The 18,516-nt window shown below is 68.0% G+C and carries 14 protein-coding genes and 3 pseudogenes; 8 read left to right on the top strand and 9 right to left on the bottom strand.

Annotation, left to right across the window (positions count from 1 at the left end; genetic code table 11):
• The first annotated feature begins 169 nt into the window (after window positions 1–169).
• The 4 genes and pseudogenes from HUO13_RS28350 (at window position 170) to HUO13_RS28370 (ending at window position 4,276) form a co-directional block, all read left to right on the top strand.
• Window positions 170–1,468 carry an amidohydrolase family protein gene (locus HUO13_RS28350; RefSeq protein ID WP_211898047.1) on the top strand — a complete coding sequence of 433 codons (1,299 nt, stop codon included), beginning with the start codon at window positions 170–172 and terminating at the stop codon, window positions 1,466–1,468.
• A gap of 60 nt (window positions 1,469–1,528) precedes the next feature.
• Window positions 1,529–2,419 (top strand): annotated as a pseudogene (locus HUO13_RS37805) (fumarylacetoacetate hydrolase family protein).
• 143 nt (window positions 2,420–2,562) lie between these two features.
• Window positions 2,563–3,378, top strand: a complete 816-nt coding sequence (locus HUO13_RS28365) for an MBL fold metallo-hydrolase (protein ID WP_211898049.1) — start codon at window positions 2,563–2,565, stop codon at window positions 3,376–3,378.
• Window positions 3,379–4,099: 721 nt separating this feature from the next.
• The gene (locus tag HUO13_RS28370) at window positions 4,100–4,276 is read left to right on the top strand and encodes a hypothetical protein (protein WP_211898050.1); all 177 of its coding nucleotides are present in this window, start codon (window positions 4,100–4,102) and stop codon (window positions 4,274–4,276) included.
• 156 nt (window positions 4,277–4,432) lie between these two features.
• Here the strand turns inward: HUO13_RS28370 and HUO13_RS28375 are convergent, their stop codons facing one another.
• The 6 genes and pseudogenes from HUO13_RS28375 to HUO13_RS28400 all read right to left on the bottom strand — a co-directional run bounded on the left by HUO13_RS28375 (window position 4,433) and on the right by HUO13_RS28400 (window position 11,279).
• The gene (locus tag HUO13_RS28375; protein WP_211898051.1) at window positions 4,433–4,900 is read right to left on the bottom strand and encodes an abortive infection family protein; all 468 of its coding nucleotides are present in this window, start codon (window positions 4,898–4,900) and stop codon (window positions 4,433–4,435) included.
• A gap of 153 nt (window positions 4,901–5,053) precedes the next feature.
• A pseudogene (locus tag HUO13_RS38435) lies at window positions 5,054–5,194 on the bottom strand (helix-turn-helix domain-containing protein); the annotation flags it as partial.
• A gap of 280 nt (window positions 5,195–5,474) precedes the next feature.
• Window positions 5,475–6,446: a hypothetical protein gene (locus tag HUO13_RS28385; RefSeq protein WP_211898052.1), complete on the bottom strand. Its 972-nt coding sequence runs from the start codon at window positions 6,444–6,446 to the stop codon at window positions 5,475–5,477.
• A 284-nt stretch (window positions 6,447–6,730) separates the two neighbouring features.
• On the bottom strand, window positions 6,731–7,549 hold the full coding sequence (locus HUO13_RS28390; RefSeq protein ID WP_211898053.1) for an enoyl-CoA hydratase/isomerase family protein: 819 nt from the start codon (window positions 7,547–7,549) through the stop codon (window positions 6,731–6,733).
• A complete protein-coding gene (locus tag HUO13_RS28395) occupies window positions 7,549–10,104 on the bottom strand; it encodes a TIM barrel protein (protein ID WP_249124138.1) in 2,556 nt (851 codons plus the stop codon). The genes HUO13_RS28390 and HUO13_RS28395 overlap by 1 nt, the downstream gene beginning before the upstream one ends.
• A 17-nt stretch (window positions 10,105–10,121) precedes the next feature.
• Window positions 10,122–11,279: a DUF993 family protein gene (locus HUO13_RS28400; protein ID WP_211898055.1), complete on the bottom strand. Its 1,158-nt coding sequence runs from the start codon at window positions 11,277–11,279 to the stop codon at window positions 10,122–10,124.
• A 165-nt stretch (window positions 11,280–11,444) separates the two neighbouring features.
• Between HUO13_RS28400 and HUO13_RS28405 the strand changes: the two genes are divergently transcribed.
• The 4 genes from HUO13_RS28405 to HUO13_RS28420 all read left to right on the top strand — a co-directional run bounded on the left by HUO13_RS28405 (window position 11,445) and on the right by HUO13_RS28420 (window position 16,131).
• Window positions 11,445–12,221, top strand: coding sequence for an SDR family NAD(P)-dependent oxidoreductase (locus tag HUO13_RS28405; protein ID WP_211898056.1), 777 nt, complete (start codon window positions 11,445–11,447; stop codon window positions 12,219–12,221).
• Window positions 12,218–13,402: a glycerate kinase gene (locus HUO13_RS28410; RefSeq protein ID WP_211898057.1), complete on the top strand. Its 1,185-nt coding sequence runs from the start codon at window positions 12,218–12,220 to the stop codon at window positions 13,400–13,402. Before HUO13_RS28405 ends, HUO13_RS28410 begins: the two co-directional genes overlap by 4 nt.
• An 89-nt stretch (window positions 13,403–13,491) precedes the next feature.
• Window positions 13,492–14,949 carry an MFS transporter gene (locus HUO13_RS28415; RefSeq protein WP_211898058.1) on the top strand — a complete coding sequence of 486 codons (1,458 nt, stop codon included), beginning with the start codon at window positions 13,492–13,494 and terminating at the stop codon, window positions 14,947–14,949.
• A gap of 156 nt (window positions 14,950–15,105) precedes the next feature.
• On the top strand, window positions 15,106–16,131 hold the full coding sequence (locus HUO13_RS28420; RefSeq protein ID WP_211898059.1) for a LacI family DNA-binding transcriptional regulator: 1,026 nt from the start codon (window positions 15,106–15,108) through the stop codon (window positions 16,129–16,131).
• 458 nt (window positions 16,132–16,589) lie between these two features.
• Here HUO13_RS28420 and HUO13_RS28425 read toward each other — a convergent pair.
• The 3 genes and pseudogenes from HUO13_RS28425 to HUO13_RS38440 form a co-directional block, all read right to left on the bottom strand.
• Window positions 16,590–17,380: pseudogene (locus HUO13_RS28425) on the bottom strand (transposase family protein).
• A 15-nt stretch (window positions 17,381–17,395) separates the two neighbouring features.
• Window positions 17,396–17,776, bottom strand: coding sequence for a hypothetical protein (locus tag HUO13_RS28430; protein ID WP_211898061.1), 381 nt, complete (start codon window positions 17,774–17,776; stop codon window positions 17,396–17,398).
• Between the two features lie 394 nt (window positions 17,777–18,170).
• On the bottom strand, window positions 18,171–18,515 hold the full coding sequence (locus HUO13_RS38440; protein WP_211898062.1) for an ABC transporter permease: 345 nt from the start codon (window positions 18,513–18,515) through the stop codon (window positions 18,171–18,173).
• Window position 18,516 lies beyond the last annotated feature (1 nt).

Below are 18,516 nucleotides of genomic sequence, written 5' to 3' on the forward strand. Positions count from 1 at the left end.
TGCGGCGGTACCTCACCGGCGGGCCTGGCGGCGGCACTCTCCCCCATCGGCTACCTGCGCCAGAAGGCCCTGAGCGCCCACGGCTGACCTGCGCGGCCGCGAGCAGAGCCGCGCGGCCGGCACAACACGATCTCGAAAATCCGAAAGCGTCCATGAAGGAGTTCCTTTGATGAAGATCCTGCTTGCCGGCGGCAATGTGGTCAGCATGGACACGGCTGTCGGGGATCTCGACCGAGGCGACGTGCTGATCGAGGACGGCGTGATCGTCGAGGTGGCCGAGCGGATCGACGCCCCGGACGCCGAGGTGATCGACGCGACCGACCGGATCGTGATGCCCGGCTTCGTCGACAACCACCGCCACACCTGGCAGACCGCATTCCGAGGCGTCGGCGCGGACTGGACGTTCCCCGAGTGGGCGGCGGCCATGCACGGCACGGCCAAGCCGCACTACCAGCCCGAGGACGTGTACGTGGGCACCCTGCTCGGCCGCCTGGAGGCCCTGCACTCCGGCGTGACCACAATGCTGGACTGGTACCACGTCGCGCAGAGCCACGAGCACGAGGACGCCGCCGTCGCCGCACTGCGGGACGCGCCGGGGCGGTCGATCTTCTGCCTGGGCGCCGGATGGGGCACCCCCGACCCCGTCGACGACGACATCCGCCGCGTCCGCTCCGACCTGCCCGGCGACGGCCCGGTCACCATGGCGCTCGGACTGCGCGGCCCCGAGGACACCAGCATGGACACCGTCGACCGGGAGCTGAAGCTGGCAGCCGAACTCGGCCTGCGCACCAGCCTGCACACCGTCGCCAGCGGAACGCAGCGCCCGATCGCCGAATTGCACGCGCATGGCCTGCTTCGGGAGACCACCACGTTCGTGCACGCCAACGGGATCAGCGACGAAGAGCTACGGATGCTCGCAGACGCAGGCAGTTCGGTGTCGATCAGCCCCGACGTCGAACTGAAGATGGGATTCGGATCACCCATGACCGGCCGGGCGCTAGCAGCCGGCCTGCGCCCGACGCTGTCCATCGACGACGTCCCGTCAGCTGCCGGCGACATGTTCTCCGCGATGCGCACCGCCTTCGCCGCACAGCGCGGCCTGGACGGCGGCCTGAACTCCCACGACCTGCTGGAGTTCACCACCATCGACGCCGCCGCCTCGTGCGGGCTCGACGCCCGAACAGGCAGCATCACCCCCGGCAAGGACGCCGACATCATCCTTCTGCGCACCGACGACCTGACCGTGTTCCCGGTCACCGACCCGGCCGACACCATCGTCTCCGCCGGTCACCCCGGCCTGGTCGACACCGTCCTCGTCGCCGGCCGTGTGGTCAAACGCGACGGAGCCCTGGTGGGCGCGGACCTGCCCGCGCTGAAGACCCGGCTGACCGCTTCCCGTGACCGCATCGCGGCGGCCGCCGGCATTCCGCTCGACGGCACATGGCGCCCACAGCCGGAATCGAAGTAGGAACACCGAGCAAGCCCCAGCCGGCTCACTCACGCGCATTCATGAAGGGAAATCCGCCTGATGAAACTCGTGACGTTCATCGATGCGGAGCGTGCGGCACCCGGCCGCGTGGACGACGAAGGGCAGGTGCGTGACCTGAGCAGTGTGCTCGGCAACCGCACGCTGCTCGACGTCATCGAAGACTGGGAGCACCTGGGCCCTGTGATCGACCGTGCGACCGGTCTACCGACCGTGGCCTCGCCCCGGCTGCTCGCGCCGATCCCGCAGCCGCGCCGCAACCTGTTCGCGGTCGGCAAGAACTACCGCGACCACGTACGGGAGTTCGGCCGTTCCGGCTACGACCAGCCGGAACGGCCCGGGGCCCGGCCGACCGTACCGGTCGTCTTCTCGAAGGTCCCCACCACGGTGACCGGACCGTACGACGACATCGACCCTCACCTCACGGTCACGGCCGAGCTCGACTATGAGGCCGAGCTGGCCGTCATCATCGGCCGGGGCGGGCGCGGCATCCACCGCGACCGGGCGATGGACCACGTGTGAGGGTACACGATCATCAACGATGTCACCGCACGGGACCTGCAAAGGGACCACCAGCAGTGGCTACTCGGCAAATCCCTCGACACCTTCGCCCCGATGGGCCCGTGGGCGGTCACCGCCGACGAAGTCGGCGACCCTCGGCGCCTTGTGGTCTCTTCCACCGTGAACGGCGAGCCCCGCCAGAAGGCGTCCGTCGCCGATCTCATCTTCGACATTCCGGAACTTATCAGCATCATCTCCGCGGGAATCACCCTGCACAGCGGCGACATCCTCGCCACTGGCACTCCGGCGGGCGTCGGCCTCGGCTTCACCCCGCCCCGCTTCCTCGCCTCCGGCGACGTCGTCGAGTGCACGATCACCGGACTGGGCGCGCTCCGCAACACCGTCAGCACGCAAACGAAGGACGATTCCTGAGAAACCATTCGCGCCAGCGCCGCAGTTTCCTGGTCGTCGCCGGCACAGGACTTGCTGCTGCGGCCGCGGCTATCACTGGAAACAAGCTGCTCGCAGACAAGCCAACCCCCACCGAGCAACCACGCACACACAAGGACGATTCCATGCGGCTCATCTCAAGCGGCCGACACCATGCCACCTTCGAGTTCGGCGACCTGACAGTGACCTCACTGCGCGACGGCTATGTCGACATGCCGCCAACACGGCTGCGCGACGAGAGCGGGCGCACCCTCGAGGAGCTGCCAGATACGGTCCCGCTGGTCGACGGGAACCTGCGACTGTCGGTCAACGCGTTCCTCATCACCGATGGGACTACATCAGTCCTCATCGACACCGGCGCGTCCAACGCCTGGCATTCCACCATGGGATCGCTCCTCGACGCCCTGGACGAAGCCGCAGTCGACCGCAGTGAGATCACCGATGTGGCGATCACCCACAACCACGAAGACCACGTCAACGGCCTCATCGCCCCCGATGGCGCAGAGGCGTTCCCCGAACTCCGACGCGTGTGGATCGGTGCTGGCGACACATCGGTGTTCACCGGACGGCTCGAGCCGGTCGGCGACCGAGTCGTCCCCATCACCGACAAGGTCGCGATCAACGACTGGGTCACGGCGGTCCCAACGCCCGGGCACACACCCGGCCACACCGTCTACGAGGTCAGGAGCAGCGCCGGCCAGCTCCTCGTCTGGGGCGACACAGTTCACGTGCCCTCACTGCAATTCGCCCAGCCGAAGGTGTCCTGGGAGCTCGACGGCGAGCAGTCGCAAGCACGCAAGGCTCGAACCGCTCTCCTTGAGCAACTAACGTCACCGGGACACTTCGTCGCCGGCGCCCACCTGGACTCGCCCGGATTGGGACGCGTGACCCGCAACGACACCGGCTACACGCTCGAATACCTCGCACCGCCGATCGCCTGAATCCATCTGCTTCACCGCAAGCTCCGAACCGTCGCGTCGGCATCTCGGGACGCCATCTCTGCCGTGACATGCGCGATGGGGCCGCCCCGTCCGGACACCGGCAGCCAACGGCCGTCTGCCGTGCATGGTCAGCAGGGCATTGCGGTGGTATGAAGACCTCCGGTTGTGAAGCAGTCCGAGACAGCTCCACCAAACCGGAGGTCTTCGCCTTGATCAAGCTCGACCAGCGTCAACAACGCTCGTGATCACTACACCCCACGGTGACTCTGCGCCGGTGTATCGCCACACTGTCCAGCGCCCTCAACGACGCCGTCCGCCACCGCCGACTGACCCACAACGCCGCCAAATACACCGCCATCCCACGGCCGGCCAAGCCACAGCGAGTGTGCTGGACACCGTCCGAGGCGGTCACGTTCCTGCGCTACTGCGCCGACATCAACGACCCACTGACCGAGCTGTTCGAAGTGCTCGTCGGCACCGGAATGCGCAAGGGACAAGCGCCTTCCCCCGACTCCCCAAAGCCGAGCGCGACGATTGCACGCGCGAAGCGTGCCGGTCCACCGCGGTGCGACCGGCCTTATCGCTCGAGCTCAGCTGTTGCGGTTGCCGATCTCGTCGGTGAGCTGAGGGGCGACGCTGAACAGATCGCCGACGACGCCGTAGTCGACCCGCAGAGCCGACACCGCGACCACCGGAGACCACGAGGCTGGCCTCGGTCAGCTTGGGGGTCACCGGATACGCCGGGCTGACGGCCGGTGATCTCCGCACCCGACGACGCCGGAACTTCGACCTGCTCCACTCCACCACGACCGCACCCGCGGCCTGCTCCCGCTCGATCGATCCCGGCAGCACCGTCACCACCGGAACGCCCTTGGTGACCTTCGCCGTCGCGACGTAGGCGCCACCGAACAGCGAGTGGTTAGCCACGCCGTCGGCGTCGAGATCGACGACCTCAGACAGCAGACCTGGCGTGAAGCTGGCGTAGTGGATGTATCCGAAACTTGCCGTATTCCTCACTGCTTCCCCGTTCCGCAGGTTTCCCACTCAGCCGACGCTACGGGGTGGTCGACTTCCACGGGGCTGCAGGATCGGAGAGGGTGTCCAGCACGAGTTGGCACCAGGTGGTCGCGGCGTTCGCCGCAAGCTGTGCGTGGCGGCGGTGCAGTCCGATACGCGTGCCAACGGTTCCGTGTCCTGTCCCGTACCGGTTGCGCAGTTCGGCTAGGCCATTGGTGACGGTGCTCAAACCACCCAAGATCTTCTTCACCGCATCAGTGCCGTCAGGTCCCTGATTGGCGCTGGGGTGCAGGCCGAGCGCGCGCTGGCATTGGCTGACCAAGGCTGGGAGGTCGTCTTTCTCATTGACTGGGTGTTCCCGCTCGATGAGGACTGCCTTGGCAGTGCTCTCCACGAGTTCCTTCGCGCTACCGATCACCAGTGCCGGGTCCTCCTGCAAGACGGCCCGTGCAATCCGATCCAGCTGTTCGCGGATCGCAGCAGGGTCGCGCAGGTTCGCGATCACGTGTTCCTGGAGCAGCGGACCGGGCGGGGCCTCGTCGAGACGCAGTAGCCAGACCCGTGTGGGTTCGAGGAGCTATTCCAGGATGTCGCGCCGGGCCTGCCATCCGCCCATCCCGGAGGCGCCCCGGTTGCCCCAGTAGGAGCGGAACCGGGTGTAGGCGTGGCGACCGCCGTTCTTGGTGACTTCCCGGCTGATCGTCGACACCGCTCGCTGCAAGAACGCGGCGATCGCTTGAAACGAGTATCCCGCGCTCAATCCCCGGGAAATCTCTTCTCGCTCAGGCAGTGTCAGCGATCCAGCACGCTGTCTGCGGGACTGCGGAGCACCCCACGCCAGCAACCGTGTGATCTACCAGATCCCCGTGGCCGGAGCGGTTCGACACCCGCCGACTTCTTCGGCCCTGGCGGTTTCAACGGACCGGACCTTGGCGTCGGCGACATGCGACAGCACACCATGCGTCGGGTTGCTCACCGTGTTCCGGGAAGCGATCTCCCGCAGCACCCGCCGCTCCGCGGAACTGGCAGCCGACTCGTCCAGCGTCCAAATCCGCCCTGAGCGCCGGTGATGTCGGTCCTCACTGCACCACGACCAACCGATACCGAACCTCAGCAGTGGGTTCGGTGAGGTCGATGCGGACCAACCCCGCGAAGCCACGGCGACTCTCGAAGCCGTGGTCGAGGACGAGAATCGGGTCGAAGTCACTGTCCAGCACGAGCTCGATGCGTTCAGGTCCGTGCTCGAAGACGATCCGGTTCCCTTGGTGAGAGACTGAGGTGGTGCAACCACGTCCTCCGTCGAGCAGGTACGGGACGAGAAGTGTCTTGTAGCCCTCGAGGTGCGGCGTCGCTTCAAGCACCGTCACCTCGTCGTGGGCAAGCTGGATGCGGCATCGGTATTCGTAGGTGTCGTCGGTGAGCCCAGGCATGGACGACGACACGTAGACGTCGCGTTCGTGCTGGCCCATGCCGTAGGACGCTCCCTTGGCCCTTGCGGCCAGGTGCAGCTCACCACGATCAGGATTCGAGTCGAGCTCTCGCAGCGAGAAGTCGTCGTGGGCAACCACCCTCACCGGCGCCCGCCCTGGCTCGCCGCGCAGCCCCAGCCCGACCGTGAAGATCTTGCCCGACTGTATGTGCTCGGTCGGCGTGGCGAAGTGGAGGTGGCGGTCGAGACCGAACGTGATATCCGCCAGTCCGAACACGTCGTACTTGCGTGCCGGGTCAGCATTCACGTGCGCTGAGACTGACCCGCAGTGGGCGACTGCACGGTAGGTCGGGAAGTGCTCGTACCAGGCTGTCGGATGGTCAGCAGGGTCGACCGGCCGATCTTCCAAGCCGCTTTCGAGAGCCAGGGCCCAAAACGCCAGCGACAGGCTCGAATAGTGTGCATCGGCCGTGTAGCCCTCGTAGCCGACGCGATAACTTGCAGGAAGGCAGTTCTCGACCGGGCTGGCCTCTCCGTCCGTTCGCGTCCACCGCCGCGCGGACCGCCAGGCTTTCCATGCCGCCGCCCGAGCCTGACCCGCCGTTCCGGCGTCGTCGGACAAGTGCTTGCCGGCAATCAGACGCTGCTACAACGCCTGATCGACGGCCACCCGCAGACCATCCCGGTGGTCCTGGACACGAAGCTGATCGTCCGGCGATCCACAGGAGTCGCCCGGGGCGGGTAACACGCCTACACCCGGCCACCGCGAAACCGAACTGGCCTTCTCGTGCGGCGCAACGCTTCCCGGCGCCACGTAGATTCCGCACGACGCACGTTTCGGACGCCTGAGCCGCCTTGCCAAACCCTGCTCGGCGAGGCGATCCCGCGGATTGGTCGCGGCAGGGACTACCGGCCTCGGAAATCCGGAGCGGACTTGTTCATAAACGCCTGGACGCCCTCGGCGAAGTCGTCGGTGTAGGAGGTGAAGCCGCTGGCGATCGTCTCGACGATGGCCGAGGGGGCACCCGCAGCAGCGGCGTCGACGAGTTGTTTGGCCACCTGTTGGGCGATCGGCGCGGAGCCAAGCAGGTCGTTGACGTACCGTTCGACCTCGGTATCGAGTTCGTCGGCGGCGACGTCGTTGACCAGTCCCCACTTCTCGGCGACTGTGGCATCGATCTGGCGGCGGGTGAGAATCAGCTGCTTGGCCCGAGACGCTCCGACGAGCTGGGTGAGGCGCTCGGTTCCGCCCCAGCCAGGGATCGTGCCGAGTCCGACCTCGGGTAGGCCGAACCGGGCGTGGCGGCCGGCCAGCCGGAAGTCGCAGGCGAGTGCGAGTTCCAGGCCGCCGCCCACGGCCAGACCGTCGACGACGGCGATGGTCGGCTGGCGCAGTCGAGCGAGCCGGTCGAACACCCGGTGCCCGTCGCTGATCCAGCGACGCCACATGTCGGCGGCCGAGAGCTGGGAGAAGGCGCTGATGTCGGCGCCGACGCAGAAGACCTTGGTACCAGCGGTGCGTACCAGGACGACGCGGGCGGACGACACCGCGAGCTCGCCGAGTCGGCGTTCCAGCTCGTCGAGCATCTCCAGGGTCAGGGCATTGAGCTTCGCGGGACGATCGATAGTGAGGGTCGCGACCAGCCCGTCGTGACTATAGCTGAGGGTCACCGATCCGTTCGTCGAAATCGGTTCTGCAGCAGTGGTTTCGCTGGTGCCGGTCATCAGCGCTCCTGGGCGGTCGGGGCGGTCGCACCGTTCATGAGGGCAGCGACGCGGGCGTGCGGTGCGGCGGCGGCGAGGGTCAGGCCCATCACGCCGGGGACGAACAGGTCGGCGTCCATGGTCTTGAGCTCGTCGCTGACCTGGAGCGGGAACTCCGCGCGGGCCAGGACGTCGCGCTCCAAGTCGACGCCCGGGGCCAGCTCGGTCACGGTGAGGCCCTCGGGACGCAGCTCCAGCACGGCTCGCTCGGTGACGTAGGTGACCTTCTGGCCGTTCTCCAGAGCTCGGCGTCCGGAGAAGGTCGGGGAGGTCACCTTCTTCACGAGCTTTGTGTGGGATCCGTCCTCGCGGATCCGCAGTGCCCCATCGGCGATGCCGATATCGCGGCGCCCAGCGGTGAACGAGCCGAGGAACACGATCTCCGGCGCGGCGGAGACGATGTCGGCGAAGCCGCCGACTCCCGCGGTGACGTGGCGCCGCTTGGGCAGGTGGTGGACGTTCACAGAGCCGTCTGCGTCGATCTCGAGGAACGACAGCATGGTGCGGTGAAAACCGCCACCCTGAAGAAGCGTGAACTGGTCGCTGCTCTGCATGATCGCGTCCGGGTTCTGAGCGACCCCGAAGACGAAGTCGAGCAGTGGCACCCCGCCGACCGCGCCCTGTTCGATCACCCAGCTGACCGAGCCGGCCAGGCCCTCCTCGACCAGGACGTGCGGCACGAGTGCCGAGATCCCGAACCCGAGGTTGACGATCTCGCCGGAGCGCAGCTCGCGGGTCGCGCGCCGCGCGGTGACCTTCTCCGGGGAGAACGGCAGCGGATCGAGTGCGGACAGCGGACGGCGTAGCTGCCCGGAGATGGCCGGGTCGTACGCGGTCTGGGTGGTCTGGAGCTGGTCGGGGACCACGACCAGAGCGTCGACGAGGATGCCGGGCACCCTCACCGACTGCGGGGCGAGGCTGCCTCCCTGGGCCAGGCGCTTGACCTGGGCGATGACCACTCCCCCGTTGTTGTGCGCGGCGTAGGCGAGATCGAGGGCCCCGAGCGGGGAGGCTTCGTCCTCGAAGGTCAGGTTGCCGTGCTCGTCGGCGGTGGTGGCGCGGATGATCGCCACGTTCGGGGTGATGGCCTGGAAGTAGAGCCACTCCTGCTCGTCGAGCTCGGCGCGGCGCACGTAGCGGTCGGGGGTGGTGTCGTTCATCCGCCCGCCGGTCTCGTCGGGGTCGACGAACGAGCCGAGACCGACCTTGGTGAAGACGCCGGGCTGCTTGGCGGCGGCGGCGCGGTGCATCTGGTAGAGCACGCCAGAGGGGAAGTTGTAGGCCTCGATCTCGCCGTTCTCGATCATCTGCCAGATCCGGGGAGGCTCGGCCTTCGACGGGCCGGAGGGGTAGGAGCCGGCGACAACGCGCCTGAGCAGTCCGGGACGGGCGATGTGGTCGATGCCCTTGATGCCGGACATGTCGCCCGCGGCGATCGGGTGCAGGGAGGTCAGAGCGCGGGGACTGGAGGTTTCGGCGAAGCGCTCGCCGATCCCGGCCAGCACGGCGTCCGGGCAGCCCAGCCCGGACGACGAGCTGACGGTGATCACGTCGCCGTCGTTGATCAGGTCGGCCGCACGGCGGGCGGTGAGGATCTGAGGTGTGTGCATGGCGTGTGCTTCCTCGCAACGTCGTTGGTCTGCGGTGGGCCGTTCGCCCGAGCTGGCGTGCCGGTGCCGCGAAGGCGGTGGTGGTCGGTCCGTGACGGTCGGTGCGGGCTCCGGGATGGCGGCCAGGGCAGCCGCGGCGGCCTGCGCGGCCTGCTCTGGCGGCTGGGACCACCAGTGGTCGCTGAGCACCTCGACCTCGATCAGTCCGTGGTATCCAGCCCGGCGCGACAGCTCGACGAACCGCGCCATGTCGACGTGTCCCTCGCCGGGCATCCCACGGCTGCTGAGCTGGCCGTGGATGGGCAGGACCCAATCGGCGAGCTGCACAGTGTGCACGGCCGGGCCGGATCGCGCCAGCAACTGCGGCAAGGCGACGTCCCACCAGACGTGGTAGGAGTCCACAGCCAGCCCGACCCACGGGGAGCCGATCCGGTCGACGAGATCGACGGCTTCGGCGAGCGAGGTGATCGCGGAGCGGTCGGCGGCCATGATGGGATGCATGGGCTCGACGGCCAGCGGGATCCCGGCAGCAGCGGCGTGCTCAAGCAGTGCCGTGATGCCGTCGGCGATCTGAGCGCGGGCGCCGGCCAGGTCCCGGTCATGGGCGGGGCCGCACACCAGGACCAGGCAGGCCGCGTCCAGCGCGTGTGCCTCGTCGACGGCCCGGAGGTTGTCGTCGTGCGCGCGGGAGCGCCGTTCCGGAGTCGGCTGGGGGAACATCCCGCCGCGGCACACGCTCGTGACGCGGAGCCCGGACCGGGCGATCCGCCGAGCCGCGGCGGTGACGCCGTGCTCGGCATAGCTCTCACGCCAGAGGCCGACGCCTCCGAAACCGTGCTCGGTGGCCAGGTCCACCAGCTCCGGCAGCATCGCCGCGCGCACTGTGACCGAATTCAGACTGCACATCGACAGGTCCATGGCGCTCACCCGATCCCGTGCGCGGTGAAGTAGCCGGCGACGCGGTGCGCGGTGAAGTCGGGGTCGGCGAACAGGCCGATGGAGTCGGCGGCGCGCACCAGGTCGCCGAGGTGGCCCAGGCTGCGTCCGGTTTCGAAGCCACCGATCATCCGGAAGTGGTCCTGGGCCCCGTCGAGGTAGGCCAGCCACGCCACGCCCACCTTGTAGAACCGCGTCGGTGAGGCGAAAACCAGCCGCGACAGCGCTTCGGTGGGCGCCAGGATCTCGCGGAAACCGGCTTCGTCGCCCGCGTCGAGGCGGTTCAGCGCGGCCGAGGCGTAGCGGCCGATGACCGCGAAGGCGCCGAGAAGCGCGTCGCTGTGGTGGGTGCCGTCGCCTGCGATGAGATCGGTGTAGTTGTAGTCGTCGCCGGTGAACAGGTGCACGCCGTCGGGCAGCCGACGACGCAGCTCACGTTCGAGCTCGGCGTCGAGCAGCGACACCTTGATGCCACGCACCGACTCGGCGTGCCGACCGATGATGTCGAGCACCACCGACATCGCCTTGTAGGGGTCGGTGTGACCCCAGTAACCGGCCAGCGCGGGGTCGAAGACCTCGCCCAGCCAGTGCAGCACGACCGGGCGGGTGGCTTCGCTGAGCACGGCGTCGTAGACCGACAGGTAGTCCTCGGCGCCGTCGGCCGCGCGCACCAGCTGCCGGCTGGCCATGAGGACGACCTCCCCGCCGGCCCCCTCGATGTCGTGGAGCTGTTCGAGGTAGGCCTCACGAACCGCGGACAGATCGCTGCTGTCGGCGGGGAGCTGGTCGGTGGCGATGCCGACGACGATCCGCGCGGAGCGTGCGTGTGCCTCCGCGAGGCTGCGCCGCGCCAGCTCACGCGCTGCCTCCCAGTTCAGCCCCATACCCCGCTGCGAGGTGTCCATCGCTTCGGCCACGCCCAGGCCCAGGTCCCAGAGCCGGTGGCGCAGCCGCAGCGTGGCATCCCAGTCGATCTGGTCCGGCCCGGCCTCGGCGCAGGCACGCACCGGGTCCGCCACGACGTGTGCCGCGGCGTAGGCCAGGCGGCTCGACGCCGGATCGGCGCGAACACGCAGTTCGGCCGGCCGACCGAGTTCGTGGGTGCTGATGGTCCCGTCGGCGGCGGGCAAGGCGATCGCCCTCATTGACTCTCCCGGTAACCGGTTACTTGTATTGGCCGACGCGACGGTATACGGTCCCGAACCACCAGTTCAAGGGCCTGATCTGAAACCGAACCGAGAAAGTATCCGGTTACTCGCCCTAGTCGAGCCGGCTTAGTTCCGACGACCGCACCAAGGAAGGTGTGCACGATGACGTCGAGTCAGGACGCCCCCCGCCCCTCCACGGCCTCCCCGCCCGGAGAGCTCTCGGGCCGCACCGCGATCGTGACGGGCGGATCCGGCGGCATCGGGTCGGCCATCGCCCGCGCCCTGTCGGCCCGGGGCGCGACGGTAGCCGTCGTCGACGCCGACGACCGCGCTCGTGCGGTGGCCGCTGACGTGGCGGGTTTCGCGGTGTTAGGCGACCTCACCGCGGCCGACGCCCCGCAGCGCGTTGTGGACCAGGTGGTGGCCGAGACCGGCTCGCTGGACGTCCTGGTCAACGCCGCCGGTATCCAGGTCCGAACGGCGGCGGTGGACATCGCGGCGCAGGACTGGGAGCGGCTGCTGTCGGTCAACCTGACGGCCGCGTACCGCCTGACCCAGGCCGCGGTGAAGTTCCTGACCGCGAACCGCGGTTCGATCGTCAACATCGTGTCGCTGTCGTCGGACCGCGCGGTCGCGGGGATCGTGCCCTACGGCGCGACCAAGGCCGGACTCCTGCAGCTCACGAAGGGCCTCGCGGTCGAGCTCGGCCCGCAGGGCATCCGGGTCAACGCCGTCGCCCCGGGCTATGTCGTCACGCCGATGACGGCCGAGAAGCTCGGCGACCCCGAGTTCCACGACCGGGTGATGAGCCGGATCCCGCTCGGTCGACTCGCCGACGGTGGCGACGTGGCCGACGTCGTCTCCTTCCTGGCCTCCGACGCAGCTCGCTACGTGACCGGCGCCGTGCTGCCGGTCGACGGCGGCTACTCGATCACATGAGCCGCCGGTTGACCGACGCCGACCCGCGACGCGCGCTGCGCGTCCTCGTCGCTCCGGACTCCTTCAAGGGCAGTGCGACCGCCACCGAGGTGGCCGGAGCGCTGGCTGACGGGTGGGCTCGGCAGCGGCCACGGGACGAGGTGCTCGTGCTTCCGCAGGCCGATGGCGGGGAAGGCACCGCCGCGGCGATCGAGGCCTCGGTGGCGCAGGCCCGTTGGCGGACGGGACCGTTGGTGACCGGCCCGGACGGTGATCCGGTCTCCGGGCGGTGGCTGGCGCTGGCGGATGGAACGGCCGTGATCGAGCTGGCCCAGATCTGCGGCCTTCCCATGCTGCGCCGCCCCGACCCGGTCGGGGCGAGCACCCGCGGTCTGGGCGAGACGATCCGGGCCGCCGTCGAATCGGGCGCGCCCCGAGTGTGCGTCACCTTGGGCGGGTCTGCCTCCACCGACGGCGGTGCGGGCGCACTGTGCGGCCTAGGTGCGCGCCTGCTCGACCGGCACAACCGCCATCTGACCGACGGTGGTCTCGCTCTCGCCGAGCTGGACCACATCGACATCACCGGGCTGATCGCTCCTCCTCCGGGTGGGGTCGAGCTGCTCACCGACACCCGCGCCGTGCTCACAGGTCCGAACGGCGCCGCGAGCGTGTTCGGACCGCAGAAGGGCGCCAGTCCGACACAAATCGCCGCGCTTGACACCGCCCTTGATCATTTCGCCGAGATGCTCGCCCAAGTGCTCCCGGTCGACGCCGCGCAGCCCGGTGCGGGTGCTGCCGGTGGAACCGGGTTCGGGCTCGGAGCTTGGGGAGGGTGCCTCGTGGAGGGGGCGAGTCGCATCGCCGAGCTCACCGGACTGACGCGAGCTCTGCCCGAGTGCGACGTCGTCGTCACCGGCGAGGGGTGCTACGACCACACGTCCGCCACGGGCAAGCTCGTCGGATTCGTGCTCGGCCGGGCACGGGAGAACGGACTGCGCACCGCCGTGGTGGCCGGGCGCCTCGCCGAGACGCCGCCCGATCTCGGACTCGACCTCACCGTGCTCGCGGGATCGGCCCAGGACGCGATGACCGATCCACTGCGATGGCTGCGGCAGGCCGCCACCACAGCCGCCCGGCGTCTCGACCAGCCGAGCCACGCGCACGATCGGTCGGACGAACAGCCCGCACCGACCCGCACCTGACCAACACCACCAGCACGACGCATTTCCAACCGCGACCGGATACTTGTCAACCACCGGCGCAACCGCCTGGCAAAGAGAGATCAACGACGATGCACCAACCCGCTCAGGCCGCAACCCACGCCACACCGGACAACCCGAACATCACCACTGCCGACCTGCGCCGCGCCGCGTGGGCCAGTTCAGTCGGCAGCGCCCTCGAGTACTACGACATGGCGCTCTACAGCCTGGCGGCAGCGCTGATCTTCACCCCGCTGTTCTTCCCCGGCGGAGACCCCACCACCGGGCTGATCCTCAGCTTCGGGACCTACTTCATCGGCTTCGGCGTCCGACCCATCGGCGGCATCATCTTCGGCCGGCTCGGCGACCGCCTCGGCCGCAAGTTCGTCCTGATGGCCACCGTCGCCATGATGGGCATCGCAAGCACGCTCATCGGTTTCCTGCCGACCTACAACGACAACCCTGGCGACTGGTACGGCTCCGGAGTCGGAATCCTGGCCCCGGTCCTGCTCATCGTCCTACGCGTCGTGCAAGGGCTCGGCGCGGGCGCGGAGATGGCCGGGGCGTCGATCCTGATGACCGAGTACTCGCCTCGGCAGCGCCGCGGGTTCTTCGCATCCCTGCCGTTCATGGGAGTGCAGGTCGGCACCGTCGTAGCGGCGCTGATCTACTTCGTGCTCTCCGGCGCCGGCGGGAGCACCGTCACCAGCACCTGGTGGTGGCGCATCCCGTTCCTGGCCAGCTTCGTGCTGGTGCTCGTGGCCATCTACCTGCGCCTCAAGCTGAAGGAGTCGCCCACCTTCCAGAAGCTCGAGGCCCGTGAGCAGATCGCCGACCACCCCATGCGCGAGCTGCTGACGAACTCCCGCGGCACCCTGCTGCGCGGGATCGGCCTGCGCATGGCCGAGAACGGGTCGTCCTCGATCTACCAGGCCCTGGCCGTCGCCTACGTCACCAGCGCCGCAGTAGGGATCAAGGGCCCCATCGGCGCCCTGTCGCTGGTGTTCGCAGCCACCCTCGGTGCAGTCATGGTCCCGATCGCCGGTGCCTTGTCCGACCGGTACGGCCGGGTCCGGGTCTACCGGGCGTTCGCGATCTTCCAGCTGGTCGCCGCCTTCCCGATCTGGTGGGCACTGAGCCAGGGCAGCACAGTGGTCACCATCATCGTGATCTCGCTCGCGCTGGGTGTCGGCACGTGGGGCATGTTCGGGTCCCAGAGCGCCTTCATGACCGAACTGTTCGGTTCCCGGCACCGCTACCTCGGGGTGTCGGTCGCCCGCGAGGTCTCCGCGGTGATCTCCGGCGGGCTCGCTCCGCTCATCGGCGCCGGCATCATCGCCGCAGTCGTGAGTTCGGACGGCGGCGCTGACGTTCCGGGCGCCGGGCTGGGGGCGTGGGTGTTCATCGCCGGCTACACCACGATCCTCTGCGCCATCACGGTGGCGACCACGTTCGTCACCCCGGACCCGACAGGCCGGAACCTGGAGGACAGCCGCGACGCGCTGACCACGCAGCGCGAGAAGGACACGGCTCCCGTCACCACCAGCTGACGTTGCCCGGCCCCGCCCCAGCTCACGAGCGTCGCTGTACATGCGGCGGGGCCGACCGCAACGGGGTCGACGGCCCACGGGGTGGCCGTTGCCTGAAACAATGTGGAAAGACGTTGACCGGGGTTCCCGGCCCGTTCAGACGAAGGAGGCGGCGCCATGAGCAAGGCCGTGACGTCTTCGACTCAGCGCAAGCCGACCATTCGAACGGTGGCCGCCGCCGCCGGCGTATCGACCGCGACGGTCTCCCGGGTCATGAGCGGGGCGGAAACCGTCAAGCCCGAGCTGGCCCAGCGCGTCCGCCAGATCGCACAGCAACTGGGCTACCGGCCCAGCGAAGCCGCGCGCGGCCTGGCACGAGGCGCAGTACGCAACATCGGCGTGCTCATGCCAGACCTCAGCAACGCCTACTTCCACGACATCGTCAAGAGCATGCACGACACCGCCTCCGAATCCGGCTACCGCATGCTGACCGCCGACCACGCCACCGGCCCCGACCACGAGTTCGAGACGGTCGTCGACCTCATGGGACACGTCGACGGGCTCGCCCTGTTGTCGTCCCGCATCGACTTGACGCGCCTGCGCGAACTGGCCCGCATGGACACACCTGTCGTGCTGATCAACCGCGTCGAGCTCGGGATCGATCTGCCCATGGTCGGAGTCGACAGCTTCAACGCCACGCTCGAGATCTGCGCCCACCTCTCAAAACTCGGCCACCGTCGCATCGTCTACCTGTCCGGGTCCGATCTGGCATGGCAAGACCGCGAACGCTGGCGCGGAATCGAGACCAGCAGCCGAGTCCTCGGAATCCAGGCCACCCGCGTCGAGTCCGACGGCACCATCGAAACCAGCTACGACGCAGTTGACGAGGCGCTCCGCCACACCCCGACCGCCATCGTCTGCTTCAACGATCTGTCCGCCGTCGGCGCGCTGTCGCGTCTGCGGGAACTCGGCATCACGGTGCCCCACGACATCTCCGTGACCGGCTTCGACGACATCGCGATCGGTCGCCACATCGATCCCAGCCTCACGACGGCGAACAGCCCTCGCGTCGAACTCGGCCGCGTGGGATGGAGCTTGCTGCACGACAGCCTGCAAGGTCGCAGGTCCACTGAGAACTCGATCCTCCTACCAGCTCCGCTGATCACTCGTGCGTCAACCGGCCCCGCTCCCGGAGCAGCGTAGAAGTTCGGCGGTCCACTAGCGGAATCGCCCGAAGTCCACCAGCACCACGTGCTCATGCGCGAACCAACGCCGGAAATCCGTCCCGCTCCTCGACCAGGTCCGCGATGTCGGCAGCACAAAGCGACGGCAAGCGGGCCGCCAACCGCTCCTCCAAGTGCTGGCAATCCTCCGGTGAGCGGAGCCAGACGATCATCACGAGCTTGTGCTCCCCTCGTGGTTCGCAGCAGCTCGACGAGACTCACAAACGATGACTGAACGATGGACCAGCCCCGCACGTCGGCGGAAGTGAACCGGAAGCACGCCTGGCGATCGTGAAGGTGGCGATCGTGAACGTGGGCGGGTGTGCAGGGGGTGCCGATTCGGGAACTGTCGATCTGGGACCTACTAAAACCTGTCCCGTAATGATCAAGTATCGGTGGCGTGCAAGGGAAACACGGCCTGTGTGGTGGAGGTTGGTTTCAGTGCGTCATAGCGCGGTTGCGCATCAGGGCCACGCCCTGGCGGCGTGCCAGACGCCGTCGCGTTTGCGCCGGCAGTTACGGAGGATGTTCCAGGACTTCATGTGCGCCAGGGCATGCTCGACGCAGGCACGGACTCGCTTGTGAACGCTGTTGAGCTCATCTTTCCACTCGGGAAGCTCGCTGCCGTCAGTGGGTTTGCGATACGGCATGATCACCTCGCGGTTGCCCTGATAGCCGCCGTCGGCCATCACCTGCGCGCCCGAGCAGTCCTGGTCGACACCGGATTCGGTATAGGCACGGCAGTCGTTGTGGTTGCCCGGCAAGGGTTTTCCGATCGCGACCGTCAGCCGCGGGTTGGCGTCGATCACGACCTGAAGGTTCGTCGAGTACCGATAGTTCTTCGACGACGCACTCACGCCCCGATCGTGAGTGGGCACCAGGGTGCCGTCGACGATCAGCACCGCGTCCGGGCCGTGTTCGCGCTTGACCGGCGACAACGCGAGATACGGGCCCAGGTGGTCCACGACCCGCCCGGCCGCGGACTTGGAGACATCGAACAGCAACGCGACCTGCCGAAGAGTGAGATTGGTGCGGTAGTACACCGCAACCAGCAGCACCCGGTCGTCCAGCGACAGTCCCCACCGGCGGCCGGCTCCGGTCTGCTCGGCGCCACGACGCCGCACGATGCCCACCAGCTTGCCGAACTGCCGCACCGACAGCCCTGTGAACGTCGGTATCCACGCCGGCTGGTCAACCCCGATCACCTGCACCCGTACATGATCCACCATGACCCACGCCCGCCATTACGGGACAACCTTTAGGCGCGAGGGCACCGAAGCGCCCTGCGCTTCTCTCGTGCCAGCGCTTCGGCCGTGCTGGCGGACGTGCGCCACGAACAGGGGAAGCACGCCGCGCCCATCATCGGCGACGAAGCGCGGTACTTCCACATCAACGTCACCCAGCCCCAGCACTGGAGTCTGCCATGAACCATGGCTGGGGAGTTCAGCACGCTCAACGCACTGGTCGATAAGGCCACGATCTGGCGGTGCGCCCATGACGAGCCCCTTGAGCTTTCGACGGGTGCTGGACACGCCAAGCAGATCTGCGTCGTCCTGAGCTACAAGTGGTCGCACCAGCGGGACCGACTCCGATGGTGCGACGATCGTCAACACATCCTCGGTCACGCATGCGAGCGTCGCGAGAATCATCGCGTACCCAGCATCCAAATGGGCGGGGCGTGGCATGACGAGGACAGCTGCGTGGCCCATGCTCTCGGGGGTTCAGGAGCCATGCTCCCACTGAGGACGTCCCGCCGCCGCACGCCTCCCACAAGACAGCCAGGGGATGCCCCGAAGCGTGTCAAGGAGTCGAGAACGCGACCGTCAGCCAGCGGACCGGGCATGACGCGACGAGGCCACTGCCATTTGACGAGAGGTAAAGGGGTCCATGAGCGGCGTGCTCGCCCGAACCATGAGCCGCATGATCATGAAAAAAGGGTCTTCACAGGCGCTTACCTGCGAAGACCCTTTCGACCGTCGGGACGGCGGGATTCGAACCCACGACCCCTTGACCCCCAGATCAAGCGAGGGTCAACGGCATGCTCAAGCTCATTCTTCGAGGTCGACTACCAGTGTACTCGGCGCAGTAAAGGAGTCCACTGGCATCTGCCAGGCCAGAGGCGCTCAACTGTGCATCTGAGGTCCACGCGTGGCAATGCTGGACAACAAATGTGCGTTGGGCGAGTTGGCTGGCGACGGTGGCGGTAAGCAGCATGTACATCACGACGCTCTGGTAGCGGATAGCGGTCGGCTGGTCGACGGTCGCCAGGATGAGCCCGGTCATTGCGCCTGGCAGGCTCATCAAGCCGACGACCTTCGTCGTGTCAGTTGCGGGCAGCAGTGCACACGCTCGCGGCTTCCGCATG

The sequence above is a fragment of the Saccharopolyspora erythraea genome (assembly GCF_018141105.1).
Lineage (GTDB): Bacteria > Actinomycetota > Actinomycetes > Mycobacteriales > Pseudonocardiaceae > Saccharopolyspora_D > Saccharopolyspora_D erythraea_A.

Excerpts from the sequence above, each read along its gene's own strand:
- HUO13_RS28350 (WP_211898047.1), top strand. The coding sequence starts at position 170 with ATGAAGATCCTGCTTGCCGGCGGCAATGTGGTCAGCATGGACACGGCT.
- HUO13_RS28365 (WP_211898049.1), top strand. The coding sequence starts at position 2,563 with ATGCGGCTCATCTCAAGCGGCCGACACCATGCCACCTTCGAGTTCGGC.
- HUO13_RS28390 (WP_211898053.1), bottom strand. The coding sequence starts at position 7,549 with ATGACCGGCACCAGCGAAACCACTGCTGCAGAACCGATTTCGACGAAC.
- HUO13_RS28395 (WP_249124138.1), bottom strand. The coding sequence starts at position 10,104 with ATGTGCAGTCTGAATTCGGTCACAGTGCGCGCGGCGATGCTGCCGGAG.
- HUO13_RS28400 (WP_211898055.1), bottom strand. The coding sequence starts at position 11,279 with ATGAGGGCGATCGCCTTGCCCGCCGCCGACGGGACCATCAGCACCCAC.
- HUO13_RS28405 (WP_211898056.1), top strand. The coding sequence starts at position 11,445 with ATGACGTCGAGTCAGGACGCCCCCCGCCCCTCCACGGCCTCCCCGCCC.
- HUO13_RS28410 (WP_211898057.1), top strand. The coding sequence starts at position 12,218 with ATGAGCCGCCGGTTGACCGACGCCGACCCGCGACGCGCGCTGCGCGTC.
- HUO13_RS28415 (WP_211898058.1), top strand. The coding sequence starts at position 13,492 with ATGCACCAACCCGCTCAGGCCGCAACCCACGCCACACCGGACAACCCG.
- HUO13_RS28420 (WP_211898059.1), top strand. The coding sequence starts at position 15,106 with ATGAGCAAGGCCGTGACGTCTTCGACTCAGCGCAAGCCGACCATTCGA.
- HUO13_RS38440 (WP_211898062.1), bottom strand. The coding sequence starts at position 18,515 with ATGCGGAAGCCGCGAGCGTGTGCACTGCTGCCCGCAACTGACACGACG.